This window comes from Streptomyces sp. NPDC008313 (assembly GCF_042956125.1).
Taxonomy (GTDB): domain Bacteria; phylum Actinomycetota; class Actinomycetes; order Streptomycetales; family Streptomycetaceae; genus Streptomyces.
The window spans coordinates 12,889-38,249 of sequence record NZ_JBIBFR010000018.1; the positions used below are offsets into that span (position 1 = coordinate 12,889).

General features: G+C 70.5%; 19 protein-coding genes and 1 pseudogene. 15 read left to right on the top strand and 5 right to left on the bottom strand.

Annotated features, from left to right (window positions below):
- The first annotated feature begins 314 nt into the window (after positions 1–314).
- From ACFY93_RS23595 to ACFY93_RS23635, 9 genes are all read left to right on the top strand, one after another.
- Positions 315–1,079, top strand: a complete 765-nt coding sequence (locus tag ACFY93_RS23595) for a redox-sensing transcriptional repressor Rex (protein ID WP_391362355.1) — start codon at positions 315–317, stop codon at positions 1,077–1,079.
- On the top strand, positions 1,076–2,875 hold the full coding sequence (locus ACFY93_RS23600; RefSeq protein ID WP_391362358.1) for a glutamyl-tRNA reductase: 1,800 nt from the start codon (positions 1,076–1,078) through the stop codon (positions 2,873–2,875). Before ACFY93_RS23595 ends, ACFY93_RS23600 begins: the two co-directional genes overlap by 4 nt.
- Positions 2,872–3,831 (top strand): hydroxymethylbilane synthase, encoded by a 960-nt coding sequence (hemC, locus tag ACFY93_RS23605; RefSeq protein ID WP_391362361.1) that lies wholly within the window; start codon positions 2,872–2,874, stop codon positions 3,829–3,831. The genes ACFY93_RS23600 and hemC overlap by 4 nt, the downstream gene beginning before the upstream one ends.
- On the top strand, positions 3,828–5,510 hold the full coding sequence (locus tag ACFY93_RS23610) for a uroporphyrinogen-III synthase (protein ID WP_391362363.1): 1,683 nt from the start codon (positions 3,828–3,830) through the stop codon (positions 5,508–5,510). Before hemC ends, ACFY93_RS23610 begins: the two co-directional genes overlap by 4 nt.
- A gap of 475 nt (positions 5,511–5,985) precedes the next feature.
- Positions 5,986–6,678 (top strand): hypothetical protein, encoded by a 693-nt coding sequence (locus tag ACFY93_RS23615; protein WP_391362365.1) that lies wholly within the window; start codon positions 5,986–5,988, stop codon positions 6,676–6,678.
- A 58-nt stretch (positions 6,679–6,736) separates the two neighbouring features.
- Positions 6,737–8,908 carry an N-6 DNA methylase gene (locus tag ACFY93_RS23620; protein WP_391362368.1) on the top strand — a complete coding sequence of 724 codons (2,172 nt, stop codon included), beginning with the start codon at positions 6,737–6,739 and terminating at the stop codon, positions 8,906–8,908.
- A gap of 94 nt (positions 8,909–9,002) precedes the next feature.
- Entirely contained in the window at positions 9,003–10,616 is a 1,614-nt protein-coding gene (locus ACFY93_RS23625) for an N-6 DNA methylase (protein WP_391362371.1), read from the top strand.
- Positions 10,616–11,758, top strand: a complete 1,143-nt coding sequence (locus tag ACFY93_RS23630) for a restriction endonuclease subunit S (protein WP_391362374.1) — start codon at positions 10,616–10,618, stop codon at positions 11,756–11,758. The genes ACFY93_RS23625 and ACFY93_RS23630 overlap by 1 nt, the downstream gene beginning before the upstream one ends.
- The gene (locus ACFY93_RS23635) at positions 11,755–14,985 is read left to right on the top strand and encodes an HsdR family type I site-specific deoxyribonuclease (RefSeq protein ID WP_391362377.1); all 3,231 of its coding nucleotides are present in this window, start codon (positions 11,755–11,757) and stop codon (positions 14,983–14,985) included. Before ACFY93_RS23630 ends, ACFY93_RS23635 begins: the two co-directional genes overlap by 4 nt.
- 59 nt (positions 14,986–15,044) lie before the next feature.
- On the opposite strand, the gene ACFY93_RS23640 is transcribed toward ACFY93_RS23635, so the two are convergent.
- A complete protein-coding gene (locus ACFY93_RS23640; RefSeq protein ID WP_391362380.1) occupies positions 15,045–15,275 on the bottom strand; it encodes a DUF397 domain-containing protein in 231 nt (76 codons plus the stop codon).
- Positions 15,272–16,104, bottom strand: a pseudogene (locus tag ACFY93_RS23645) (Scr1 family TA system antitoxin-like transcriptional regulator). Before ACFY93_RS23645 ends, ACFY93_RS23640 begins: the two are co-directional and overlap by 4 nt.
- Before the next feature lie 162 nt (positions 16,105–16,266).
- Between ACFY93_RS23645 and ACFY93_RS23650 the strand changes: the two are divergent.
- The 3 genes from ACFY93_RS23650 to ACFY93_RS23660 all read left to right on the top strand — a co-directional run bounded on the left by ACFY93_RS23650 (position 16,267) and on the right by ACFY93_RS23660 (position 18,377).
- Entirely contained in the window at positions 16,267–16,692 is a 426-nt protein-coding gene (locus tag ACFY93_RS23650; RefSeq protein ID WP_391362383.1) for an ATP-binding protein, read from the top strand.
- Between the two features lie 350 nt (positions 16,693–17,042).
- On the top strand, positions 17,043–18,047 hold the full coding sequence (locus tag ACFY93_RS23655; protein ID WP_391362386.1) for a helix-turn-helix domain-containing protein: 1,005 nt from the start codon (positions 17,043–17,045) through the stop codon (positions 18,045–18,047).
- A 102-nt stretch (positions 18,048–18,149) separates the two neighbouring features.
- Positions 18,150–18,377 carry a type II toxin-antitoxin system HicB family antitoxin gene (locus ACFY93_RS23660; RefSeq protein WP_391362389.1) on the top strand — a complete coding sequence of 76 codons (228 nt, stop codon included), beginning with the start codon at positions 18,150–18,152 and terminating at the stop codon, positions 18,375–18,377.
- A 32-nt stretch (positions 18,378–18,409) separates the two neighbouring features.
- Here ACFY93_RS23660 and ACFY93_RS23665 read toward each other — a convergent pair whose 3' ends face one another.
- A complete protein-coding gene (locus ACFY93_RS23665) occupies positions 18,410–18,793 on the bottom strand; it encodes a hypothetical protein (RefSeq protein ID WP_391362391.1) in 384 nt (127 codons plus the stop codon).
- A gap of 191 nt (positions 18,794–18,984) precedes the next feature.
- Between ACFY93_RS23665 and hemB the strand changes: the two genes are divergently transcribed.
- Positions 18,985–19,977, top strand: coding sequence for a porphobilinogen synthase (hemB, locus tag ACFY93_RS23670; RefSeq protein WP_391362394.1), 993 nt, complete (start codon positions 18,985–18,987; stop codon positions 19,975–19,977).
- Positions 19,978–20,035: 58 nt separating this feature from the next.
- Here hemB and ACFY93_RS23675 read toward each other — a convergent pair whose 3' ends face one another.
- Positions 20,036–20,785 carry a DUF4232 domain-containing protein gene (locus ACFY93_RS23675; RefSeq protein WP_391362397.1) on the bottom strand — a complete coding sequence of 250 codons (750 nt, stop codon included), beginning with the start codon at positions 20,783–20,785 and terminating at the stop codon, positions 20,036–20,038.
- 165 nt (positions 20,786–20,950) lie between these two features.
- Between ACFY93_RS23675 and ACFY93_RS23680 the strand changes: the two genes are divergently transcribed.
- Both ACFY93_RS23680 and ACFY93_RS23685 read left to right on the top strand, forming a co-directional pair.
- On the top strand, positions 20,951–22,468 hold the full coding sequence (locus ACFY93_RS23680; protein WP_391362399.1) for a helix-turn-helix domain-containing protein: 1,518 nt from the start codon (positions 20,951–20,953) through the stop codon (positions 22,466–22,468).
- 128 nt (positions 22,469–22,596) lie between these two features.
- Positions 22,597–23,499 (top strand): SAM-dependent methyltransferase, encoded by a 903-nt coding sequence (locus tag ACFY93_RS23685; RefSeq protein ID WP_391362402.1) that lies wholly within the window; start codon positions 22,597–22,599, stop codon positions 23,497–23,499.
- Between the two features lie 72 nt (positions 23,500–23,571).
- Here the strand turns inward: ACFY93_RS23685 and argS are convergent, their stop codons facing one another.
- Positions 23,572–25,356 carry an arginine--tRNA ligase gene (argS, locus tag ACFY93_RS23690; protein ID WP_391362405.1) on the bottom strand — a complete coding sequence of 595 codons (1,785 nt, stop codon included), beginning with the start codon at positions 25,354–25,356 and terminating at the stop codon, positions 23,572–23,574.
- Between the last annotated feature and the right edge of the window lie 5 nt (positions 25,357–25,361).

The window sequence follows — 25,361 nt, forward strand, 5'->3', positions numbered from 1 at the left end:
GCGGGATTCGTTGAGGAGAGTGTGCGGTTTTGCCCCTCGTAGGCGCGGAAGCGGAGCGCGCGGGTACGGATGTGTTCCCGGCGGGGACGGGTGTGTCCGCCGCGGGCAGATGTGTGTCCCGCGCGCACACGGAACGACGCCGCCCGGGCGCCGGTTCCACGGGCGTGCGCCGGGGGCGCGTGAGCCCGGTCACGTTGGCCGGGCAAATCGGACACCATCTTTGTGCACGCGTTCACAAAGACATAGCCTGCATTCGACGGGGCGGTCCAGGGACACACGACCGCCTGCAGCCCCGCTCTACCCGCAGGAGCACCGTGGCAACTGGCCGAACTCACCGACCGGCGACCCGCAGCCGAGGGATTCCCGAGGCCACCGTCGCCAGGCTTCCGCTGTACCTCCGAGCCCTCACCGCACTGTCGGAACGCTCGGTACCCACGGTCTCCTCCGAGGAGCTCGCGGCCGCCGCGGGGGTCAACTCCGCGAAGCTGCGCAAGGACTTCTCCTACCTCGGCTCCTACGGGACGCGGGGTGTGGGGTACGACGTCGAGTATCTCGTGTACCAGATCTCCCGTGAACTGGGGCTGACCCAGGACTGGCCGGTTGTGATCGTCGGTATCGGCAACCTCGGCGCGGCGCTCGCCAACTACGGGGGCTTCGCCTCCCGCGGCTTCCGGGTCGCGGCGCTGATCGACGCCGACCCGGCGATGGCCGGGAAGCCGGTCGCCGGCATCCCCGTCCAGCACACGGACGAGCTCGAGCGGATCATCGACGACAACGGCGTCTCGATCGGCGTGATCGCGACCCCCGCGGGCGCTGCCCAGCAGGTCTGCGAGCGCCTGGTCGCCGCCGGTGTCACCTCCATCCTGAACTTCGCGCCCACCGTGCTGTCCGTCCCGGACGGCGTCGACGTGCGCAAGGTCGACCTCTCCATCGAGCTGCAGATCCTCGCCTTCCACGAGCAGCGCAAGGCCGGTGAGGAGGCCGAGGCCGCCGCGGCCGTCGCCGCCGTGCCCGCGGGCGAGGTGGACGAGTCCGAAAAGGGACCTGACGGGGACGTCCCCGCCGTGATGCCGGCATGAGTCTCCTCGTCGTCGGGCTGAGCCACCGCAGCGCGCCGGTCAGCGTCCTGGAGCGGGCCGCCCTGTCCGCGGACGCCCAGATCAAGCTCCTTCAGGACGTCCTCGCCGCCGAGCCGGCCGCCGAGGCCGCCGTCCTCGCCACCTGCAACCGGATCGAGCTGTACGCCGACGTGGACAAGTTCCACGCCGGTGTCGCCGAGCTCTCCACCCTGCTGGCCCAGCACAGCGGGGTCGGTCTCGACGAGCTCACCCCCCATCTCTACGTGCACTACGAGGACCGAGCCGTCCACCACCTCTTCTCGGTGGCCTGCGGCCTGGACTCGATGGTCGTGGGCGAGGGCCAGATCCTCGGCCAGATAAAGGACTCCCTCGCGATCGCGCAGGAGCTGCACACCGCCGGCCGCCTCCTCAACGACCTGTTCCAGCAGGCACTGCGGGTCGGCAAGCGGGCGCACAGCGAGACCGGGATCGACCGCGCCGGCCAGTCCCTGGTGACCTTCGGCCTGGAGCAGCTCGCCGAGGGCGCCGCGGTCGAGACCTGGGCGGCGGGCAAGCGGGCGCTGGTGATCGGCGCCGGTTCGATGTCCTCGCTGGCGGCGGCGACGCTCGCGCGCGCCGGTGTCGCCGAGATCGTCGTCGCCAACCGCACGCGGGCCCGCGCGGAGCGCCTGGCGCAGATCCTGACGGAGGGCGACGACACGGACGTGCTGGCCCGCGCGGTACCGATGGACGCGGTGCCGGCCGAGCTGACACGTGCCGACGTCGCCGTTTCCTGCACGGGCGCCACCGGTGTCGTACTGACGGCCGACGCGGTCGCCACCGCGCTGGAGGCCCGTACGGGTACCGCGCCGGTCGCCGGCCTCGCCCGTACGAGCCCGTCCGCGGGGCACAGCGCCGCCCAGAGCGCCGATTCCGTTGCCTCCGGCGACCTCCCGCCGACCAGTGTCGGCACCGAGGAGGGCTGCCCGCTCGACCTCTCCGCCGTCCAGGGAACCGCCGGGTTCTCCGTGGCGGGCGAGGCCGCCGTCGCCGGGATCGGCGCGGCCGACCTCGAACTGCACGCCGCCTGGGTCGACAAGGGCGCCGAGGCGCAGGAGGGCCCGGACGGCGCGGACGCCGCCGTGCTCGACGCCGAGCTGATCACCGCGCTCGCCGCGACCGCGACGACCGCGGGCCGCGTACCCGAGCGGCGCCGGCCCGAGCCGGTCGCCACGGCGCCCCGGCCCGCGCCCGCCCTCGCCCTGCTCGACCTGGCCATGCCCCGCGACATCGACGCCGCCGTGCACCGGCTGCTCCAGGCGCGGCTCGTGGACATCGAGTCGCTCGCCGAGGCCTCCGCCGACGCGCCGATGGCCGCCGACGTGGACCAGGTGCGGCGGATCGTCGCCGACGAGGTGACCGCGTTCGGCGCCGCCCAGCGGGCCGCGCACATCACGCCCACCGTCGTCGCGCTGCGCACCATGGCCGCCGACGTCGTGGCGAACGAGATCGCCCGGCTCGACGGGCGGCTTCCCGGCCTCGACGAGCGGGAACGCGGCGAGATCACCCAGACCGTGCGACGCGTGGTGGACAAGCTGCTGCACGCGCCGACCGTACGGGTCAAGCAGCTCGCCGCCGAGCCCGGTGGCGCCGGGTACGCGGACGCGCTGCGGACCCTGTTCGACCTGGACCCCGAGACGGTCGCCTCCGTCTCCCGGGCGGGCGACCAGATGAAGAACGCCGGTGCCCCGAGCGAGGGCACCGACGGGATCAACGACTCCCAGAACGAGAACGCCAGGAACCGAGGGCGAGTATGAGCGAGAAGGCACTGAGGCTCGGAACCAGGCGCAGCAAGCTGGCCATGGCCCAGTCCGGGCTGGTGGCGGACGCCGTGAGCCGGGTGACCGGCCGGCCCGTCGAGCTCGTCGAGATCACCACGTACGGGGACGTCTCCCGGGAGCACCTGGCGCAGATCGGCGGCACCGGTGTGTTCGTCGCCGCGCTGCGCGAGGCGCTGGTGCGCGGCGAGGTCGACTTCGCCGTGCACTCCCTCAAGGATCTGCCGACGACCCAGCCGGACGAGCTGGCGCTGGCGGCCGTACCGCGCCGTGAGGACCCGCGCGACGTGCTCGTCGCCCGCGACGGCCTGCGCTTCACCGACCTGCCGGACGGCGCCCGTGTGGGCACCGGCTCGCCGCGCCGCATGGCCCAGCTGAACGCGTACGCGCGCGGCCACGGCATGCGGATCGAGACCGTCCCTATCCGGGGCAACGTCGACACCCGCATCGGGTTCGTGCGCAACGGGGAGCTGGACGCGGTCGTACTGGCCGCCGCCGGACTGAACCGCATCGGCAGGAGCGACGAGGTCTCCGACTTCCTCTCCGTCGACACCGTTTTGCCCGCCCCCGGCCAGGGGGCCCTGGCGATCGAGTGCGCCGCGGACAACGCGGATCTCGTCGCCGCGCTCGCCGAGCTCGACGACCCGTTCACCCGGGCCGCCGTGACGGCCGAGCGAGCCCTGCTCGGCGCCCTGGAGGCCGGCTGCAGCGCACCCGTGGGCGCGCTGGCCGACGTCCTGGCCGACGGGCAGATTGTCAAGGAAATGCGCCTGCGCGGCGTCGTCGGTACGACCGACGGCTCGACGCTGGTGCAGTTGTCCACCACCGGTCCCGTGCCCGAGACGTACGACCAAGCAATGGCGCTCGGCCGTGAACTCGCTGCCGAGATGCTTGCCAAGGGCGCGGCCGGTCTGATGGGGGAGCGAGAACTTTGAGCCCCACCAACCTTCCCGCCGGCCTCGAACACGGGCACGTCACCTTCCTCGGTGCCGGACCCGGGGATCCGGGACTGCTCACACTGCGCGCCGTCGAGGCGCTGGCGAACGCGGATGTCCTCGTCGCCGAGCACGAGGTGCTCGGCGTGGTGCGCGCGCACGCCAGGCAAGGCGTTGCCGTCGTGGACGCAGACTCGGACCCGGGCACGCCTCAGCTGGCGGTCGTTGACGGCGCGTCAACAACCGCTGGTGCCCCCGCGTTGAGGGATGCCGCCAATCTTGTCATGGAGGCCGCGAGGGGCGGCAAGCGGGTGGTGCGTGCGGTGTCCGGGGACCCCGGGCTCGACGCGTACGCGGCCGGCGAGATGCTCGCCTGTGCCGCCGCGGGCGTCCCCTTCGAGGTCGTCCCCGGCGTCGCCGCCGCCGTCGGTGTGCCCGCGTACGCCGGTGTGCCGCTGCGTGACGCGCACGGCACCGACGTCCGCTTCGTCGACGCCCGCACGGCCTCCGACCGCTGCTGGACCGAGGTCGGGGCGTCCGACGCGACGGTCGTCGTCTCCGCCACGCTCGACTCGGTGGCCGCGGCCGCGGGCGAGCTGGTCGCGGCCGGGCGCAAGCCGGACACGCCGCTGACCGTCACCGTCGCCGGTACGACGACGCGGCAGCGGACCTGGTCGGCGACGCTCGGCACGATCGCGCAGACCCTGAAGCAGGCGAAGGTGCTGCCGTCCCCGGACGGCGGGCGCCAGGTGATAGCCGTGGTCGGTGAGCGTTCCGCCGCCGCCCAGCGCGAGCAGCTGTCCTGGTTCGAGTCCAAGCCGCTGTTCGGTTGGAAGGTCCTCGTCCCGAGGACGAAGGAGCAGGCGGCGTCGCTCTCCGACCAATTGCGGTCCTACGGAGCCGTCCCGCACGAGGTGCCCACCATCGCCGTGGAGCCGCCCCGCACCCCGCAGCAGATGGAGCGCGCGGTCAAGGGCCTGGTCACCGGCCGCTACGAGTGGATCGCCTTCACCTCCGTCAACGCCGTCAAGGCGGTCCGCGAGAAGTTCGAGGAGTACGGCCTCGACGCCCGCGCGTTCGCCGGCATCAAGGTCGCGGCGGTCGGCGAGCAGACCGCGAACGCGCTCATCGCCTTCGGCGTGAAGCCGGACCTGGTGCCCAGCGGCGAGCAGTCGGCCGCCGGCCTCCTGGAGGACTGGCCGCCCTACGACCCGGTCTTCGACCCGATCGACCGCGTCTTCCTCCCGCGCGCCGACATCGCCACCGAGACGCTGGTGGCCGGCCTCATCGAGCTGGGCTGGGAGGTCGACGACGTCACCGCCTACCGCACCGTGCGCGCCTCGCCCCCGCCGGCCGAGACCCGCGAGGCCATCAAGGGCGGCGGCTTCGACGCGGTGCTCTTCACCTCGTCGTCGACGGTGCGCAACCTCGTCGGCATCGCCGGCAAGCCGCACAACGTCACCGTCATCGCCTGCATCGGCCCGGCCACGGCGAAGACCGCCGAGGAACACGGCCTGCGCGTGGACGTCATGGCCCCCGAGCCCTCCGTCCTCCGCCTCGCCGAGGCCCTCGCCGACTTCGGCCTCCGCCGCCGCGCGTCCGCCCTGGAGGCGGGCGACCCGGTGACCCGGCCCAGCGAGCGTCGGCCGGGGTCCCGCAGACGCCGCACGACGACGTAGCGGGCGGAGCTACCGTGCCGTCCTCCCCGGAGGACGGCACGGTAGCTCCGCCGGAAGCGAAGCCCCCTCGTCAAGAAGCTCTGCCAACCCGTTTTGTTTCGGGATGTGGCAGAGCTTTCTCATTCTCTCGATTTCAATCGGAACTCAGTCACGTTCTCAAAACCACAACAAGCAGTGAGTTGCCCTTGAGAAGGGGGCTTCTCGCATGCCCCTCACTTGAAAACATTGACTTGGCTCGTGAGGTCTACTACTGTGGTTAGTGGCACCTCAGCCCTGAAGGGTCGATGTGGCGCCGGCTGGACGCGCTGCGGCGCAGAAGCAGTTGTGCCCTCGAGTTCGCCTGATCTGAGCGGGCGGACTCGAGGGCCACAACTAAGCACTGCCATGGGCTGTATGCGAAGCAGTGACAGTAGTCCAAGGCTTACTCGACAGACCCTACCACGGGCGGGTCACGGGCGGAAGGAAGCGTGAGGACGTGAGTGGGCGAGGGGTGGAGGACGATGACCGCTTAATCGAGGCCATCTCGACGGAGCGGTTCCGGCCCTTCCTGCACAAGTGCGGGGGCGACCGCAGGAGGGCGCTGCGGCTGTACGCCTGGGACTCCGAAGTGGCTCGCGCTCTGCAGAGCCCCTTGCGTGACCTGGAGATCAGCCTGCGGAACCGGCTTCACCGCCAGCTCGTGGGGCGTCACGGACAGGACGCGTGGTGGGACGTTCCGAAGGCCCGGCCCAACTACAAGGGCCAGGACATGCTGGACCGAGCGTGGAAGACCCTGGAGGACAGACGCCCGTACCGCCCGTTCGGCCCGTGCGACATCGTGGCGCAGCTGTCGTTCGGCTTCTGGGTCAGCCTGCTGGGCCCCGGGGGCGGTGACAACTACGAGATGAAGTACTGGAACTCCTCACTGCGCCACGTGTTCCGTGAGCACCGTGGCGGGCGACCCGCCCTGTACAGGCAGTTCCAGTTCATGCTCACGCTGCGGAACCGCATCGCTCATCACGAGTGCGTGTTCCAGCGGCACTTGGACCAGGATCTGGACACCGCGCTGACGCTGCTGCGGTACGTCTCGCCGGCGATGGCTGACCGGCACGAGAAGCATGGGCAGGTTCCGGAGGTCCTGGCGCGCAGGAAGGCAGTGTTGTCGGGCCAGGAGCCCATGCGGCTGTGAGGCCGTGCGTAGGGATGGCGACGACCGCCAGGGAGGGGACGGAGCGGTGGGAGCGGAGTTGACGAGGCAGGTACCGGGCGAGACGGACGGGGCGTCGCTGGTTTCGCTCGGCGAGATCAAGGAGCTCGCCGAGGTCGGCCGACCCACCGTCAGTAACTGGCGGCGCAGGTTCTCCAGAAGGCCTGTGGAGGCGGGCGGCGACAGACGCCCGCCGTTCCCTGATCCAGTGGGAGGCAGCGACAGCAGGCCCCTCTTCGACGCGGAGGACGTGGCCGCCTGGCTGGACCTGCGGCCGATTCCGGACGCGGAGCCCGCCGAGGACGGCACACACCCCACGTACGGTGACCGGTTCCGGCGGGGCTTGCGGCTGCGCGGACTCGTGGCCCTGCGTCACGATCTGGGTTCGGCGGAGCGGCTCATCGTCGACGCGCTCGCTGTGTGCGCGATGGCTGGGGAAGGCAGCGACTGGTACCCGGAGGCCCTGCCGGAAGAGCTGTCGGCGGACGCGGAAGCCGCTGATCCGCGCGTCGTCGGTGCCGTACGGCAGCTCGTCGAAGAGCTGGGCTCACCGGGTGCTGCCGCGGACACCGTGCTGAGGCTTGCCGAGAGGCTGGAGTCGGACCTGGTCATGGATACGACGCCGCCCGCGCTCGCAGAGCTGGTCAGCAGGCTCGCCGGCCCGGTGGGAGTGGTGTCCTCCGGCCTGGACTGTCCCACGGTCATCAACCTCTGTGCCGGTACCGGAGAGCTGCTGTTCGCCCTCGACAGCATCAGGGCACGGGGTGGCATCGTCGCGGTGGAGCCCGATCCACTGCGCCGCAAGCTCATCCTCTACCGGCTCTTCGCGCATCGCTGCACCGCGGTGGACATCTGCGCACGTCCTGAGGAACTGGACACCCTGCGACCGTGGGAGCAGCGAGAGCTCGACCTGGACCCGGAGCGCCCCTGGGGTATCCCGTCCGGTGATGTCGTCCTCGCGGACCCGCCCTACGCCGCGGGGGAGCGGGAGTCCGACGAGGGCGGCCCCCTCGGCTGGGCCCTTGAGGCCGTGAACCGTCTGAAGCCCGGTGGACGGGGCCTGGTCGTCGTACCGTCCTGGACCCTGAGCCGGCCGCGCGGCACGACACCGACACCGAACGCTCGCATGCGTGAGGAACTGCTGAGCCGGGACGCGGTGGCGGCGATCATCCAGCTGCCACGCCGCATCCACCAGTTCCGTACGGGTGCGGAGCACGCGCTGCTGGTACTGCGAGACGAGGCGACGCCGAGGGCCCGGGGCCGGTCACTGCTGGTCGACGCTGATCGGATCGCCCGCCGGGTCGGTGCGGGGTGGCCGGAGTACGTCGCGAAGGTGCTGGAGGACGGGAGGTCGCCGGTTCCCGAGGAGGCCGAGCCCTTCCCCGTGTCGGCCACCAGCCCGAGAGGACAAGCGCTCCTCGACGGCCGCTCGGTCCTGCCGGCACACCGGCTCGCATCGAGGGAACAGGACCTGGACCACCTCTCGGCCATCCGGGACGCACGGCGCGAGGCCGCCGTGGCGCTGCCCCGGCTGAAGGAGTGGATCGGCGATCTCGGCATCGTCAGGCGGCCCGTGGACGCCGGGGTGGCGCACCGCGAGGTGGGCGGGTACCTGAGGGCCGGACAGCTCAGACTGCTGACGGGGCACCGGATCCGCGAGCCGGACATCGGGGATGCCGGTCTGATGGTCGTCGGCCGTGAGGAGATGCTCGGCGCGCTGCCGATCGGGCAGCGGCGGATCGCGCTGGAAGACCTGGCGGCGTACCCGCAGGCGCAGACCACCGAACGCGGTGACGTCTTCCTGCTCACCGAGCACGGGGTGCGCACACGCGTGGACGACGCGGGCGGCTGCGTTCTGCTCGCGCCGGTGCAGGGCCTACGGATTCCCGCCTACCGGACGTACCTGGCCGGGGAGGCGCGGCCCGAAGAGGTGTGGATGCGTCCTCATCCGCTGGCCCGGCTGCTGGCCGCCCCGCGTAACCAGCAGCGCGGCAGCGGCTCGCTGGTGCGCAGGGTGAGCCTGCGGGACATGGACCTGCCGGAGCTGTCGCCCGAGGAGATCGCCGAACTGGAGACGGTGGTGGCGGAGACGGAGCGGCAGCGTGCGAACGTACGGCGGCAGCTGGAGGCACTGGACCGTCTGGCGGGGCGGCTCGCGGCCGGGGTCGCCGACGGGGAGCTGACGCTGCGGCGCAGACCCGGCGGCGGCTGAGGAGCGGCAGGGCGCGACGGCGAGAAGAACGGCAACGCCGCTCGCCACGGCATACGACGAAGAAGACCACGAGCGAGAGAGAAGTGAGGCACCCGTGCCGCCACGGAAGAAGAAGACGGCTGAACCGCAGGACATGAAGAAGGTGTTGTGGGCCGCGGCGGACAAGCTGCGCGGCAGCCTCGACGCCGCCGGGTACAAGCACTTCGTTCTGGGCCTGGTCTTCCTCAAGTACGTCTCCGCCGCCATGGCCGAGAAGCGGGAGCGGCTGGAGGCCGAGCTGCGCGAGGAGGGCGGCTGGAGCGAGGAGGACATTCTCGCCACTCTGGAGGAGCGCCGCGAGTACACCGGCTCCGGCATCTTCTACGTGCCGCCGACGGCCCGCTGGGAGAGCGTGCTGGAGCGGGCGAAGGGCACGGTCGAGGGCGACAGCGTCGGCGAGACCATCGACGCGGCGATGCGCGCCATCGAGAAGTTCAACCCCGCGCTGAACCGGACCCTGCCGAAGATCTACAACAGCGGGCAGGTGGACGAGGAGCGTCTCGCCGGCCTGGTGAAGCTGCTGGACCGGCTGGTCTTCCAGGAGCAGCTCGGCGGCGATGGCAGGCGCAAGGGCGCGCGGGACATCATGGGCGAGGTCTACGAGTACTTCCTCGCCGAGTTCGCCCTCAAGGAGGGCCGTAAGGGCGGCGAGTACTTCACACCCGAGAGCGTGGTGAAGCTCCTGGTCGAGGTCCTCGAACCCAAGCAGGGCGAGCGGGTCTACGACCCCGCGTGCGGCTCCGGTGGCATGTTTGTCCAGGCGGAGAAATTCATCGAGACGCACGGCGGCAACCCGCTCGACGTCGCCGTCTACGGCCAGGAGCTCAACCAGACCACCTGGCAGCTGGCCCACATGAACCTGGCGATCCACGGGGTCGAGGCCAAACTGGGCGACGAGCCGGCCGACACGTTCCGCAACGACCAGCACCCGGAGCTGAAGGCGGACGTGGTCATGGCCAACCCGCCCTTCAACATCTCCGACTGGGGCGGGGAGATGCTCGGCATGGACAGGCGGTGGGTGTACGGCACCCCGCCGGTCGGCAACGCCAACTACGCCTGGCTCCAGCACATGATCAGCAAGCTGGCCCCGGGCGGGCGGGCCGGTGTCGTCCTGGCGAACGGCTCGATGAGCAGTAAGCAGTCGGGGGAGGGGGACATCCGGCGCGCGATGGTCGAGGCGGACCTGGTCGCCTGCATGATCGCCCTGCCGGGTCAGCTGTTCCGGTCCACGCAGATCCCGGCGTGCCTGTGGTTCCTCGCGGAGGGCAAGGGGCGGCACTCGGGATGGGCGCCGGAGCGGAGGGGGGAAGTGCTGTTCGTCGACGCGCGCGAGTTCGGCGTGATGAAGAACCGCACGCTCAGGGAGCTGACCGGGGAGGAGATCGTTCACAGGATCGGCGACACGGTGCGCGCGTGGCGGGGCGTGGAGGGGGTGGAGCCCTACGAGGACGTGCCGGGCTTCTGCGTGAGCGCTCCGCTGGGTGTCATCGCCGAGCACGACTTCGTGCTGACGCCGGGGAGATACGTGGGAGCGGCTGAGGCGGAGGTGGACCCGGACGCGGAGCCGGTGGAGGAGAGGATCGCCCGCCTGACGGCCCTGCTGAGGGAGCAGTTCGCGGAGTCGGAGCGGTTGGCGAAGGTCGTGGACGAGCAGTTGCGGAGGGTGTGATGGGCAACATTCCCGAGGGCTGGCACCTGAGGCCGATCGGCGACGTACTGACCTTGCAGCGTGGGTTTGACATCACTAAGGCCACGCAGCGAGCCGGTGATGTACCTGTCGTGTCGTCGGGCGGCGTCGGCAGTTATCACGACACTGCGGCGGCTACGGGGCCGGGCGTCGTCATCGGCCGTAAGGGTACGTTGGGCAAGGTCTTTTTCATCAACGATGACTATTGGCCGCATGACACCACGCTCTGGGTGACGGACTTCAAGGGCAGCGAGCCTCGCTTCGTCTACTACTTCTTCCAGACTCTGAGGCTCGAACAGCACGATGTGGGCTCATCGAATCCCACGCTGAACCGAAATCATGTGCATCCCATCGTTGTGCCATGGCCGTGCGTGCATGAGCAGAAGGCCATCGCCGAAGTGCTCGGCGCCCTAGATGACAAGATCGCACTTAATGAGCAGCACGCGCAGACAGCGCTGGAGTTGGCAGACTCCCTGTATCAGCGCGAATCCGCGGAGCATGACTGTTGGTCCGAATCGGCTCTAAAGGACACCGCGAAGTGGCTCTCCGGTGGTACGCCGAGAACCAGCGAGCCAAGCTACTGGGGAGGCGACATTCCCTGGATCTCGGCAGCGAGCCTCAAGACGCCCTGGCTGTATGACTCCGAGCGATCCGTGACCGAGTTGGGTGCGCAGAACGGTACTCGGCTTGTGCCGAAAGGATCGATTCTCTTCGTGGTGCGAGGAATGAGTCTGACAACAGAGTTCAGGGTCGGAGTCGCACAGCGAGAAGTAGCTTTCGGACAGGACTGCAAAGCGCTGATTCCGTACCTTGGAATCGATTCAGCCACGCTGTTCTTGGCGGTCAGAGCGCAGTCGGCCGCAATTCTCGGACTGGTCGACCTTGCCGGACACGGAACCGGACGCCTCGTCACCGAGCGCGTCGCGAACCTTCGGGTGCGGCTCCCGCAGGGTGATGATGCAGTGGAGTTCGCCGCACGGGCGGGTGCGCTGATGGCCCGTGCCGTTGCCGTGAGGAACGAAAACCGCACCCTCGCCAACCTCCGTGACACCCTCCTCCCCCAGCTGCTCTCCGGAGCGCTCCGCGTCAAGGATGCCGTCCGTACCGTCGAGGAGGCCGTATGACCGCAGGGGTCGAGCTGCCGCTCGGTGAGCCCTCGATAGACCGGCTCACCGAGCAGGAGTTGGAGCTGCACACGCTCGAACTGCTCGCCGAGTACGGCTGGGAGCACATCCCCGGCCCCGAACTGGGGCCGGCGTACGGCGTGCGGGCGGACTGGGACGATCTCGTCCTGCGTCCGCGTCTGCTCAAGGCGATCCGCAACCGCTACCCCCGCCTGCCCGAGCACGTGGCCGGGGACGCCGCAACCGAACTCCTCCGCTGGCACACCAAGAACGACCTGCGCGAGAACCACCGCTTCTACGAGCGCCTGGTGGCCGGGGTTCAGATTCCCTACGACGACCCCGCCACCGGCGACAAGCGCCACGCCACCATCCGGCCCGTCGACTTCGGTGACCCGCACGGCAACGACCTCGTCGCCGCCTCCCAGGTACGGGTGCGCAGCACCAAGAGCCGGACCTTCGTCTTCGACATCGTCCTGTACGTCAACGGCCTACCCCTCGCCCTCTTCGAACTGAAGAAGGCTGACAGCAACGACAATGCCCGTACCGCCTACGACCAGCTCCAGGGCTACCGGCGAGAGCTGAAGGAGACCGGTACCTTCTCCACGCTCCTCGCCACTCTCGTCTCCGACGGCATCACCGCCCGACTCGGCACCCCCTTCACGCCCTGGCAGCACATGGCACCGTGGCACGCCGACGAGCACGACGTCATGCTCCGCAAGGACGAGCGGCAGGACGGCCGTGCCCTGGAGCGGATGCTTTACGGCGCCTTCGAGCCCGTCCGCTTCCTGGACCTGATCGCGAACTTCCTGTCCTACTCGGCCCCGGAGTCCGGTTCCGTGGACACGGTCAAGCTCGCCAAGGCTCACCAGTACATCGCCGTCAACGCCGCCGTACGGGCCACCGAGTCCGCCGTGGCCACCGACGGCCGGGCAGGCGTGGTCTGGCACACGCAGGGTGCCGGCAAGAGCGAGGAGATGCTGTTCTACGTAGGCAAGGCGGCCCGCAGCCCTGAGCTGGCCAAGCCGACCTTCGTCCTCCTCACCGACCGCATCGACCTCGACACCCAGCTGCGCACGACCTTCGTCACCAGCCGCACTCTGGAGAAGATCACCGGACCTCCGGAGAAGGCGGACGACGCCGACCAGTTGCGCCAGCTCCTCACTCGGCAGGCCGGCGGGGTCATCTTCACCACCCTCCAGAAGTTCCGTCTCAGCCCGGAGGAGCGGGCAGCCGGTGTCCGGCATCCGCTCGTCTCCCCGCGCCGCGACGTGATCGTCGTCGTCGACGAGGCGCACCGCAGCCACTACGACTTCATCGACGGCTACGCCCGCAACCTGCGTGACGCCCTGCCGAACGCCACCTTCATCGCCTTCACCGGTACGCCCATCGAGAACCGGGTGGGCAGCACCCGGGGCGTGTTCGGCGCGGACATCCACACCTACGACCTCACCCAGGCCGTGGACGACGGGGCGACCGTACCCGTCTTCTACGAACCGCACCTCGTCAAGGTGGATCTGCCCGCCGACGCGGACCTCGATGACCTCGATGCCCGTGCCGAGGGACTGATAGAGGGGCTGTCGGAAGGGGAGAAGCGGGAGGCTCGGCGACAGTTCGGGGCGTACGAGAACCTGATCGGCGCTCCGGAGCGGATCAGGGAACTCGCCGGGAAGCTGCTCGACCACTGGGACGCGCGCAGCAGCGAGATGGTCAAGCTGACCGGTCACCGGGGCAAGGGGATGATCGTCTGTGCGTCCCGGGTCATCGCCGCCCGGCTCTTCGAGGAGATCATTCGCCGACGGCCGGACTGGGCGGGCGAGCGCGATCCCAAGACGCACCTGCTGACGGACGACACCGGCCGGATCAGGGTGGTGTTCACCGGCAACGCCGCCAAGGACCCCGAGGAAGTCGCCGACTACGTCCGCACGCCCACCCAGCTCAAGGAGATTCAGAAGCGGGTGACCCATCAGGACGACCCCCTGGAGCTGGTCATCGTCCAGTCCCTCTGGCTGACCGGCTTCGACGCCCCGCCCCTGCACACCCTCTACCTGGACAAGCGGATGCGCGGCGCCGCCCTGATGCAAGCCATTGCCCGCGTCAACCGCACCTGGCCGGGCAAGCCGTCGGGTCTGGTCGTCGACTTTCAGGGTGTGATCCGGGAGATCAAGGAGGCGCTGGCCGAGTACTCCGAGCAGGACCAGGAGCACCAGATGCTCGGCTCGGACCTCCAGGAGGCCGTGAAACTCGTACGGGAGAGCCACCAGCACCTCGACGCCCTCCTCACCGGCTGTGCCTGGCGGAGCTCGCGCGACGCGGGCGGGCCCAGGGCCTACCGGGAAGCCCTGAGGGAGGCGCTGGAGTTCCTGATCACGCCGGAACCAGGACTGGAACCCGGTAAGGCCACCCGCAGGCAACGGTTCATGCAGCACGCCAACGTGCTGCGTCAGGCGTTCTCCCTGTGCCCGACCGACCGGCGGGTGCAGGACCTGCTCCCCGACATCCGCTTCTTCGAGGCCGTACGTACCTCACGTGAGAAGTACGCCGTGGAGGAGAGGGAGGAGCAAGGCCTCGCCACGGCCGCCGACCTACGGCTGGTGATCGCGCAGTTCAACGAGTCCATGGTCGCCTCCGACGGCGTGGTGGACATCTACGATGCCGCCGGTCTGACCAAGCCCGACCTGTCCCACCTGGACGACCAGGTCCTGCACGACCTGCAGAACAGCAAGCACCCCAACCTCGTCATCGAGGCACTGCGGCGCACGCTGATGAAGGAGATCAAGGAGGCCCACCCCAACAACATCACACGTCAGGAGACCTTCACCAAGAAGATGAAGACCGCCATGAACCGGTACGTCAACGGCCTGCTCACGGCCGCCGAGTTCATGAAGTTCCTGGTGGAGCTGGCGCGGGAGGTGTCCGCCGACCGGGGCAGGGCGAAGAAGCTCGGCCTGACCGAGGACGAACTCGCCTTCTACGACGCCCTCGCCGCCGATCCCTCCGTGGTGGAGGAGATGGAGGACAGCGTCCTCGCGAGGATCGCGCACGAGTTGTACGAGCAGATCCGCAAGGACGTCACGGTCGACTGGAAGGTGAAGGAGCAGGCCCGGGACCGGATCATGGCCCGGGTGCTCCGCCTGCTGCGGAAGCACGGGTACCCGCCGGGCAAGCAGCCCGACGCGATCGAGCGAGTGCTGAAGCAGGCGGAGGAGATGGCGGAGGGGCTGGCTTGAGCGGGTGAGGCGTGGCCCGACCCGAGGAGTTCGGGCGCGGGCCACACTCAGTCGTTGCGTCAGTGCCCGGAGGCGTACGGGAGGAAGGCGGCCCAGGTGGCGGGGGCGAGGGCGAGCCGGGGACCGGCGGGGTTCTTGGAGTCGCGGACGAGGATGTGGTGGGGGACGGTGGCCACCTCGACGCAGTCGGGGCCCTCGTCGGTGCTGTAGCTGCTCTTCAGCCACGCCACTTCGACACAAGAGGGGGTGTCAGCGCCGCTGTAACTGCTCTTTATCCACTCCAGCTTCATGTCTCTCCAAGCACGTTTTCGATGAGGGCCATCGACTCTCGGGGGCTGAGAGCCTGCGCCCGGATAATCCCATAGCGCATGTCGAGCAGTTGTACTTCCTTCGGAATGGTGATGACACGGCTGATGTGCTGAACCTCGACGTGTCCGACCGTCGTGCCGTCGTTCAGCCTGAGCAGCCTGAACGACCCAGCGAGACCAGAGTTCTCTTCATGGCTCAATGGCAGCACCTGAAGGTCGACGTTCAGCAACTTGCCGACCTCCAGAAGCCATTCGAGCTGTCCACGCATACCGTCCTGCCTCCGATGGGCCGACGGAGCGTCGACTCGCACTGCACGAAACTGAAGAGCGGTCGGGCTGCCGTAGTGCTGATGATCTCCTGGCGCGCCACGCGGGCTGAGAGCCGCTGATCGAGTTCATCTGCGCTGAACGGCGGTCGACGCGCGCTGAATACAGCCTGCGCGTACTCCCTGGTCTGCAACAGTCCGTGGACGACGGAGTTGTTGTAAGCACCCGACTCAACAGCTTCCGCCTCCAGCCGCTTCAAGTCCCGTACCTTCTTCGGATACCGGACCTCCGCCACGTCCAGCTTGAGGGCCGCGATCCTGCCGCCCGCCGCCAGCACCTCATCCGCACGGTCCAGGTACTCCGGCCGGGGAATCCGCCGCCCCCGCTCCACGCAGGAGACCAGCTCCTCGCCGTACCCGATCGCCGCCCCGAACTCCGCCTGGGTGAGGCCGGCTGCCTCCCGCCAGAGCTTCAACTGCCGGGAGACCGTGCGCACCACCGCCCCGGCCTCTTCGTCGTCGAGCCCCGCCTCCCACCCGCTCATGCCGCCGCCCTCCCGCCACGCGCCCTTCCCCGGACCAACCTCCGACCGCCACGACCGGTCACCCCGGGCAACCCGGACGGAACCGGACGCGCCACGGACAGCCGACGACCGCACGGGCCACCTCTCTTCACAGCGTAAGCACGCATGAACACGCTGGGTGACATGAACCAGGGAATCTCCACCCACCGCGTTCCGCTGCGCCAGTTCTCGGTGCCTCTGTCGGCCACCCGCCGCGGCGCGCGACTCGCCCGGCTGCTCGCGGCCGAGAAACTGCTCGCGTGGGAGCTGCCGTTGGACCCGGCTCGGCTGATCGTGGCCGAACTCGCGGCGAACGCCGCCTCGCACGGCCGTGTCCCCGGCCGGAGCTTCCGCCTCGCGCTCTCCGTCGCCCCTCCGGGCACCCTCCGTATCGAACTGACGGACACCCGGGGCGACCGGCTGCCGGTCAGCCCTCGGGACGCAGCGGACACGTACGCGGAGTCGGGATACGGGCTGCTGCTCGTCGAGGAGCTGGCGGACCGCTGGGGCGTGCGGGAAGGACCCGTGCCGTCGAAGACCGTATGGGCGGAACTGGACCTGGGGCAGTAGCGGCGGCTTTTCCGGAGCCCGTGAAGGCGGGACGCGGGTTCCGGGGCGCCGGGGCTGCGGGCGGTAAAAGACCAAAGAACCCTGGGAAAAAACCCTCCCAACCAACCAAACCTCGCGTACGTCACTCGCTTGGGTGAAACCGGTCGGTGTGGGTGGCGGGCGGGTGGCGTGGGCGGGCAGTCTCGGGCCAGACAACCGCACACATGCGTCGGCCCCCGCCGGGACTGCCATCCCACTGCGAGGGCCTGACCATCGAGGAAGAAGAGACCTTCCCTATGGCTGAGTTGAAGCCTAACGCTGCTGCGCGCCCGAGTCAGGGTGTTCGGCCGGCCTCCAACCCGTCCGGCGTCATGCACGTACGGGCGTACCAGTCGGGTCAGTACACCGTCGTCGGCAACCACCTCGCCCAGCACCGCGCGTTGTCGCTGACCGCGATCGGGCTGGCCGCCCACATCCTGTCGCTGCCCGAGGGTGCCCCCGTGGACATCCGCAGCCTCGCCGACCGCTTCCCCGAGGGGCGGGACCGGATCGCCTTCGCACTCCGGGAGTTGGAGGCGCACGGCTATCTGGCGCGGGTACGCGAGCGCACGGCGGAGGGGCGGATCGTCACGCGGACGTACGCGCACCACACGCCCGGCGCGCAGGCGGCGTACCCGGCCGCCGAGCCGACCACGGCGCGGGTCGCCCCCGGCCGCAGGGCTCGTGGGCGCGGTGCCGTGCGGCGGCCTTCGGGCGGCGTCGGTGAGACGGCCCAGGAGGATGACCGAGGCGGGCGAGGCGCGCACACGCCTACGCCGGCCCCGGTGACCCGGCGGTCCTGTGCCGAGGGGAGTACAGAGGCGGGGAGTACGGAGGCGGGGAGCACGCGAACGCTTCCCGGAGCGGCCGAGCCGTCGCCGTCACCCTCACCGTCGCGACCGGCCGGTGACGACGGTCCCGGCGTCCGCGACCACGACAAGGCCGTCAACCTGCTCGCCGGGCTGCGCCGTACCGACGACCGCCTCACGCTGTCGCGGCAGGATGTGAACCGGCTCGCGCGGGCGGTCGGGGCCTGGTTCGACGCGGGTGCGACGGCCGCTGTCATCCACCGCACCCTGACGGCCGACCTCCCGACGGACCTGCGGCATCCGGCCGGGCTCATCGCCCATCGCCTCCGCGAACTGCTGCCCCTCCCTCTGCCCGCGCGCCCCACGCTCCCACCGCTCACCACGGCGGACACGCGGCCCACCGGCCCCCAGCCCTTCCAGACCTGCGACGGCTGCGAGCGCGCCTTCCGCGCCCCGGAGCCGGGCCACTGCCGCGACTGCCGTCACGCGGCGAGGAGGCCCGAGGCCGCGATGGTCCGCGCGGCTTGAGCCTCATGCCCCGCACCGGGCCTGCCTGCGGGCAGGGCAGGGATGAGGCATGGAGAACATCTGCAAGACCCTTGAGGCAGAGCTGGGAGAGAGGTGGTGGCGGTGAGCGCCTACCGTGTCGTCGCGCGGCGTACCGGTGAGTGGTGGGCCCTGGAGGTGCCCGACCTGCCCGGTGTCTTCAGTCAGGTGAAGCGCCTGGAACAGGCCGAGGGTGCTGTTCGCGAAGCGATCGCCCTCATGCTCGACACCGAGCCCGACGGGTTCGTGGTGGAGATCGAGCCCGTACTGTCCGACGCTAACCGTCCTTCGCCTGCTCATGGGCAGCCCTGACCGGGTCGGCCGTCGTCAACGGGCAGACGGACTCACCGGGTCAGCGCGAAGCCCGTGAGGAGCAGGGTCAGGACGGAGACGGCGAGCCAGGCGAGGTGGGAGCGGGGGTAGTCGTAGGTCTCGCGGGTCGTGCCCTCGTCGATCTCGGCGGCCCACACCGCGAAGAGCTTGCGGGTCGGGAACATGCCGATCGTCAGGCCGGTGAGCGCGAACGCGTACATGACCAGCATGGAGGGCAGCGGGATGCCCATCGCCCCGCCGACCGGGGCCATCAGGGCTCCGCACAGCACCCAGATGAAGGGGTACACCCTCCAGAACTTCGGCAGGGGTATCCACGTGGCCATGGCGTAGCAGTGGATCACGCCGGCCGCTGTGGCCATCAGCCACAGCCAGTGGGTGTCGACGGAGGTGAGCACGAGGAGGGGTCCTTCCCGGGGTGCCGGAGACGTGCGGAGCACGGAGATCATGGCACCCGGCCGCCCGGGGGCGCTCGGCCCGGCCCGGGCCGAGCGTGTGGCCCGGGAGTGCGGGGGCGGGCCCGGGGAGGGGTCCGTGGCCGACTGGGCGTCGGCAAAGGCATGGGTCCGGCGGGCGTAGCGTGGGAGGCATGACGAAGTACGGATCCTTCCCCGGTACGCGGCCGCGGCGGCTGCGTACGACTCCCGCCCTGCGCCGGATGGTCGCGGAGACCCGGCTGCACCCCGCCGATCTGATCCTGCCCGCCTTCGTGCGGGAGGGCGTGAGCGAGCCCGTGCCGGTCGGCGCGATGCCCGGCGTCGTGCAGCACACCCGGGACACGCTGCGGAAGGCCGCCGTGGAGGCGGTGGAGGCCGGGGTCTCCGGGATCATGCTCTTCGGGGTGCCCGAGGACGCGAAGAAGGACGCCGTCGGCACCGCCGGCACCGATCCGGACGGGATTCTGCAGGTCGCCCTGCGCGATGTGCGGTCCGAGGTCGGCGACGACCTCATCATCATGTCCGACCTGTGCCTGGACGAGTTCACCGACCACGGGCACTGCGGTGTGCTCGACGGCCAGGGGCGTGTGGACAACGACGCCACCCTCGAGCGGTACGCCGAGATGGCCCAGGTCCAGGCCGACGCGGGCGCCCACGTGGTCGGCCCGAGCGGCATGATGGACGGTCAGATCGGCGTCGTGCGCGACGCGCTGGACCAGACCGGCCACGAGGACGTGTCGATCCTCGCGTACACCGTGAAGTACTCGTCCGCCTTCTACGGCCCGTTCCGCGAGGCCGTCGGTTCCTCGCTCCAGGGCGACCGCAAGACGTACCAGCAGGATCCCGCCAACCTGCGGGAGTCCCTGCGGGAGCTGGCCCTCGACCTGGAGGAGGGTGCCGACATGGTGATGGTCAAGCCGGCCGGGCCCTATCTCGACATCCTGGCCCGGGTCGCCGACTCCGTCGACGTGCCCGTCGCCGCGTACCAGATCTCCGGTGAGTACGCGATGATCGAGGCCGCGGCCGAGAAGGGCTGGATCGACCGGGAGAGGGCGATCCTGGAGGCCCTCACCGGCATCAAGCGGGCAGGCGCCCGCAACATCCTCACGTACTGGGCCACCGAAGTGGCCCAGCTGCTGCGCTGAGAAGCCCGAGGGGCCGGACCCGTCCCGGTGGACGGATCCAGCCCGGCGGACGCCCGGCTCAGTAGGTCAGGGCGTCGCTCAGGTCGCTCTGCCAGTAGGTGACGGTCAGCTTCTCGTCGACCCACACGCCCTTCGCGGGGAGCGACGGGTGCGCGGTCGCGCCGCTCCGGCCGAAGGCGATCTCGAGCGTCTTCGCCGTGTAGCCGTTCTCGCCGCTGCCGTCGGCCGACGAGAGCAGGACGCCCGCGTAGCCGGACTCGCCCGGCGCCAGGGTGACGACGGCCTGCGGCTTCGTCTCCTCGGCGACCGGCGGGACGGCCTGCGCCTCGCCGAACCGGGCGTACGGGTAGCCGACGAGGTTGCAGCTCTTCGAGCCGGTGTTGGTCACGGTGATCAGCATGTGGTTGACCGGGCGCGACACCACCGTCGCCTTCGTGGTCGTGTTGGCCCCCGTGCAGGCCGTCTTCACCGGGCCGCTGTCGTCGCCCGAGTCGCCGGCGCCGGCGCTGGTCCCGCCGGACGTGCCGCCGGTCGAGCCGTTCGTGCCGCCGTCGGCCTTGCCGCCGGAACCGGCCGAGGAGGAGCCCTTCGAGCCGTTGCCCGTCGTGGCGCCGTCGTCGCCCGACGGCTTCGCCGAGGAGTCCCCGGCCGAGCCGTTCCCCGAGGGCTTCGAGGACGACGCGGCGGACGACGACGGCCCCTCGTCCTCCACGCCCTGTCCGTTCTCACATGCCGTGAGAGCGAGGGCGGCGAGGGCGACCGTGGTCGCGGCGAAGAGGCGGGTGCGGCGGGCGGTGCGTGCGGACATGTCTGAATCCCCCATGAACGAAAGGTGGTTGCGCCAGCCGCTCGACCGGTCGTCGGGAGCGGCGTGCTTGGATGACCACAGCTTGTGGGGTGAACCGTCCCAGCCGCCACAGCCGATGGGGTACTTGGGACGCTGGAACAGGTCTACGGGGTCTGACCTGGGGGAATGACCTCCCCCTGGAACGCCGTGCGGGACGCGGAGGATGGAGGAACGGTGGCCGGGGACGAGTTCACGGGACTGCTCGGAGAGCTCAAGAAGCGGTCCGGACTCAGCTACGGGGTGCTCGCCAAGCGGCTCCATCTGAGCACCTCGACGCTGCACCGGTACGTCAACGGCGATGCCGTACCGGCCGACTACGCGCCCGTGGAGCGGCTCGCCCGGCTCTGCAAGGCCACCCCCGAGGAGCTGGTCGAGCTCCACCGGCACTGGGTACTGGCGGACGCGCTGCGGCGGCAGAAGGGGGCGGCCGGTGCCGCGGGCGCCGACAAGGACGCGGGCGCCGACAAGGACGCGGGCGGGGACAGGGACGCGGGCGGGGACGAGACCGGCGGCGGGGAAAAAACGGGGGGCGCGGGGGCCGAGGCGTCCGGCGGAACCGGCGGAAACCGCGGGACCGGCGGAAACCGCGGGACCGGCGTCCCGGGCGTCTCCGGGATGGCCGAAGGGGCGCCGGCAGGCGCCGGGTCGGGCCACGCGGGGCCGGGGGGCGACGAGCCGGGCCACGCGGGGCCGGGGGGCGACGAGCCGGGGGACGTACCCGATGTCGGCACCCTCGCTCCGGCCGCCGTGCCGTCCGCGCCCCGGCGACGGCGCCGTACCGCTCTGCTGGCCTCCGTCGCCGTGGCCGCCGTCCTCGTGTCGGCCGCGCTGGCGGTGCGGTTCGTGCCCGGCGGGGACGACGGTGACGACCGGAAGGGCTCGGCAGGCGCCGCGTCGGTCGTCACCGGGAAGTCGAGCGCCAGCGGCAGCCCGTCGCCCGGCCGCACCTCCGCGTCGCCCTCCACGACCGCGTCCCGCACCCCGGGCGCCTCGTCCCCGGCGGCGGACCAGGGCGGCGGCGGGGGCAAGGCCGCCGGTTCCGCCACCGCGCCCACCGTCGCCACCGACCCGTACAGGTTCGAAACCCCCTGCAGTCAGCACTACCTGGTGAACCAGAAGCCCGAGCGGGTGCCCCCGCCGCCGCCGAACGAGCAGGAGGCGCGCGGCTGGGTCACCGCGCTCGGCGCGGTGGCGAGCGGCGACCAGATGCTGGCGCTGACCGTGCAGGGCACCTCGAAGGACACCGTCGTACTGGAGTCCCTCGACGTGCGGGTCGTCGGCAAGGGGGCCCCGCTCGCCTGGAACGACTACGTCATGGGCGTCGGCTGCGGCGGCAACGTGTCCACCAAGTCCTTCGACGTGGACCTCGACGCGGGCCGCCCGGACGCCGCGCCCACGTCCGGGCAGCGGGACTTCCCGTACAAGGTGAGCGAGTCGGACCCCGAGGTGTTCTACGTGACCGCCCACGCGCGGGCGCACGACGTGAGCTGGTATCTGCAGCTGACGTGGTCCAGCGGGAGCCGGCACGGTGTGGTCCGCGTCGACGACAACGGGAAGCCGTTCCGGACGAGCGGCAACACGGGCCGGCCCGCGTACTCCTACCCGCTGGGCGCGAGCGAGTGGGGGGTCGCCGCCACCGGATGAGCGCGGTGGGGCGGGCCGATGTGATGTGGCGGGACGGGCACTCTCAAGTCACCCCAGGAGTTAGGTTGTTGCGTGTTGAATGACGAATGACGAATGACGAATGACGTGACTCCCCAGGGAGAGGCTCTATGCCCGGTGATGCTCTCAGCCAGGACCCCGCCGAGCTGAGAAGGAGGATCGACACCACGAAGGCACACCCGGCACGGGTCTACGACGTCTTCCTCGGGGGCAAGGACAACTACCCGGTCGACCGAGCCGCGGCCGCCGCCGCGCTCGCCGCCAACCCGCGCGGCTACCTCGACGTCCGGCACAACCGCGACTTCCTGCGGCGGGCCGTCACCGGGCTCGCGCGGGACGAGGGCATCCGCCAGTTCCTCGACATCGGCACGGGCCTGCCGACGCAGGAGAACGTCCACCAGATAGCCCAGCGGATCAACCCCGACTCGCGGGTCGTCTACGTCGACAACGACCCGGTGGTCCTCGCCCACGCGCGCGCCCTGCTCACCAGCGGGCCCGAGGGCGTGACCGACTACATCGACGCCGACCTGAAGCAGCCGGACGAGATCCTCGAACAGGCCGGGAAGACGCTCGACTTCGGCCGGCCCATCGCCCTCGCGCTGGTGGCGATCCTGCACTTCGTCGAGGACGCCGAGGCGTACGACATCGTGCGGGGGCTGGTGGACACGCTGCCCTCCGCGAGCCGGCTCATCCTCAGCCACCTCACCGAGGACCTCAACCCGGAGAACATCCGCGCCGTCCAGCGGACGTACACCGAGCGGGGGTTCACGTTCGTGCTGCGCTCCAGGGCGGAGGTCGAGCGGTTCCTCACCCAGAGCGGGCTGGAGATCGACGAGCCCGGGGTCGTGCCCGTGCACCGCTGGCGGCCCGACGGGGCGACGCCCTTGCCGGAGCAGGCCGACCCGGCGTACCTCGCCACGCTCGACGACATCGAGAAGGTGCGGTACCGGGACATCAGCGATGTCACGGACGCGGACATCAACGTGTACGGGGTGACCGGCGTCAAGCGCTGAGGCCGTCCGGCCGGGGGCGAGGGGGCTGCGCCCCCTCGCCCCCTCGTCCTCGAACGCCGGACGGGCCGGAACTCAGAGGCGCTCGGGGGTCCTGATGCCCAGGAGGGCCATGCCCCGGTGGAGGGTGCGGGCCGTGATGTCGCACAGGAACAGGCGGTTCTCGACCTGGGCCGGGGTGTCCGCCTTCAGGACCGGGCACTCGGCGTAGAACGTCGTGTAGAGGGACGCCAGCTGGTACAGGTACGCCGCCAGCTTGTGCGGCGCGTACTCCCCGGCGACCTCCGCGACCGTCTCCGCGAACCGGTCCACGTGCAGGCCCAGCTCCCGCTCGGCGGGCGCCAGCGCGAGCTCCGGGTGCGCGGCCGGGCGGGCCTCGCCCGACTTGCGCAGGATCGACTGGATACGGGCGTACGCGTACTGGAGGTAGACGGACGTGTCGCCGTTCAGCGAGACCATCTGGTCCAGGTCGAACTTGTAGTCGCGGTTCGCCGACGTCGACAGGTCCGCGTACTTCACGGCGCCGATGCCGACCTGCGTGCCCCGCTCGGCGATCTCCTCGTCCGAGAGCCGGCCCTGCGTGTCCTTCTCCCGCACGACCACCGTGGCCCGCTCGATCGCCTCGTCGAGGAGGTCGACCAGCCGGATCGTCTCGCCCTCACGCGTCTTGAACGGCTTGCCGTCCTTGCCGAGCACCGTGCCGAACGGCAGGTGGAACGCCTTGACGTCGTCCGTCAGCCAGCCTGCCCGCCGCGCCGTCTCGAAGACCATCCGCATGTGCAGGGACTGCCGGGCGTCGATCACGTACAGCAGCGCCGACGCCTTCAGGTTGCCGACCCGGTCGCGGATCGCGGACAGGTCCGTCGCCGCGTACCCGTAGCCGCCGTCCGACTTCCGCACGATCAGCGGGACCGGATTGCCGTCCGGGCCCTTGATGTCGTCGAAGAAGACGCACAGCGCGCCCTCGGAGTGGACCGCGACGCCCGACTCCTCCAGCAGGCGGCAGGTCTCCTCCAGCATGTCGTTGTAGCCGGACTCGCCGACGATGTCCGGGTCCCGGACCTCCATGTCCAGCTTCTCGAAGACGGAGAAGAAGTAGATCTTCGACTCGTCGACGAACTTCTGCCAGATCGCGAGCGTCTTCGGCTCGCCGGCCTGGAGGTCCACCACCCGGCGCCGCGCCCGCGTCTTGAACTCCTCGTCGGAGTCGAAGAGCCTGCGCGCGGCCTTGTAGAGGCGGTCCAGGTTCGACATCGCCTCCTCGCCGGACGCGGCGGCGCCGTCGGATCCCTTGTGGTCCAGCTCGTGCGGGTGCTCGTCCAGGTACTGGATGAGCATGCCGAACTGGGTGCCCCAGTCGCCGATGTGGTGGCGGCGGACCACCGTCTCGCCGGTGAACTCCAGGATCTGGACGATCGCGTCGCCGATCACCGCGGACCGCAGGTGGCCGACGTGCATCTCCTTCGCCACGTTCGGCTGGGCGTAGTCGATGACCGTCGTGCCCGGGCGCTCGGCGAACGGGACGCCGAGGCGCTCGGCGTCCGCGGCCCGCGCCGCGAGGTTCTCGGTGATCGCCCGGTCGGCGACCGTGATGTTCAGGAAGCCGGGCCCGGAGACCTCAACGTCCTCGATCACGTCACCGGCGGAGCCGGAGGTGATCCGCTCGACGACCCGCGTCGCCAGCTCGCGCGGATTCGCCTTCGCCTTCTTCGCGAGGGCCAGGATCCCGTTGGCCTGGAAGTCGGCCCGGTCGCTTCGTCGCAGCAGCGGGTCCGCGGTACCGGCCTCCGGCAGGGCTGCCGAGAGGGCGTCCGCGAGGCGCTGGTGGACGGAGGCGGTGAGGGACGTGACCGAGGCCATGGAGT

What these genes read in the sequence shown, in the direction of transcription:
- ACFY93_RS23600 (WP_391362358.1), top strand. Translation starts at nt 1,076, where the DNA reads ATGAGTCTCCTCGTCGTCGGGCTGAGCCACCGCAGCGCGCCGGTCAGC.
- hemC (WP_391362361.1), top strand. Translation starts at nt 2,872, where the DNA reads ATGAGCGAGAAGGCACTGAGGCTCGGAACCAGGCGCAGCAAGCTGGCC.
- ACFY93_RS23630 (WP_391362374.1), top strand. Translation starts at nt 10,616, where the DNA reads ATGGGCAACATTCCCGAGGGCTGGCACCTGAGGCCGATCGGCGACGTA.
- ACFY93_RS23635 (WP_391362377.1), top strand. Translation starts at nt 11,755, where the DNA reads ATGACCGCAGGGGTCGAGCTGCCGCTCGGTGAGCCCTCGATAGACCGG.
- ACFY93_RS23640 (WP_391362380.1), bottom strand. Translation starts at nt 15,275, where the DNA reads ATGAAGCTGGAGTGGATAAAGAGCAGTTACAGCGGCGCTGACACCCCC.
- ACFY93_RS23650 (WP_391362383.1), top strand. Translation starts at nt 16,267, where the DNA reads ATGAACCAGGGAATCTCCACCCACCGCGTTCCGCTGCGCCAGTTCTCG.
- ACFY93_RS23655 (WP_391362386.1), top strand. Translation starts at nt 17,043, where the DNA reads ATGCACGTACGGGCGTACCAGTCGGGTCAGTACACCGTCGTCGGCAAC.
- hemB (WP_391362394.1), top strand. Translation starts at nt 18,985, where the DNA reads ATGACGAAGTACGGATCCTTCCCCGGTACGCGGCCGCGGCGGCTGCGT.
- ACFY93_RS23675 (WP_391362397.1), bottom strand. Translation starts at nt 20,785, where the DNA reads ATGTCCGCACGCACCGCCCGCCGCACCCGCCTCTTCGCCGCGACCACG.
- ACFY93_RS23680 (WP_391362399.1), top strand. Translation starts at nt 20,951, where the DNA reads ATGACCTCCCCCTGGAACGCCGTGCGGGACGCGGAGGATGGAGGAACG.
- ACFY93_RS23685 (WP_391362402.1), top strand. Translation starts at nt 22,597, where the DNA reads ATGCCCGGTGATGCTCTCAGCCAGGACCCCGCCGAGCTGAGAAGGAGG.
- argS (WP_391362405.1), bottom strand. Translation starts at nt 25,356, where the DNA reads ATGGCCTCGGTCACGTCCCTCACCGCCTCCGTCCACCAGCGCCTCGCG.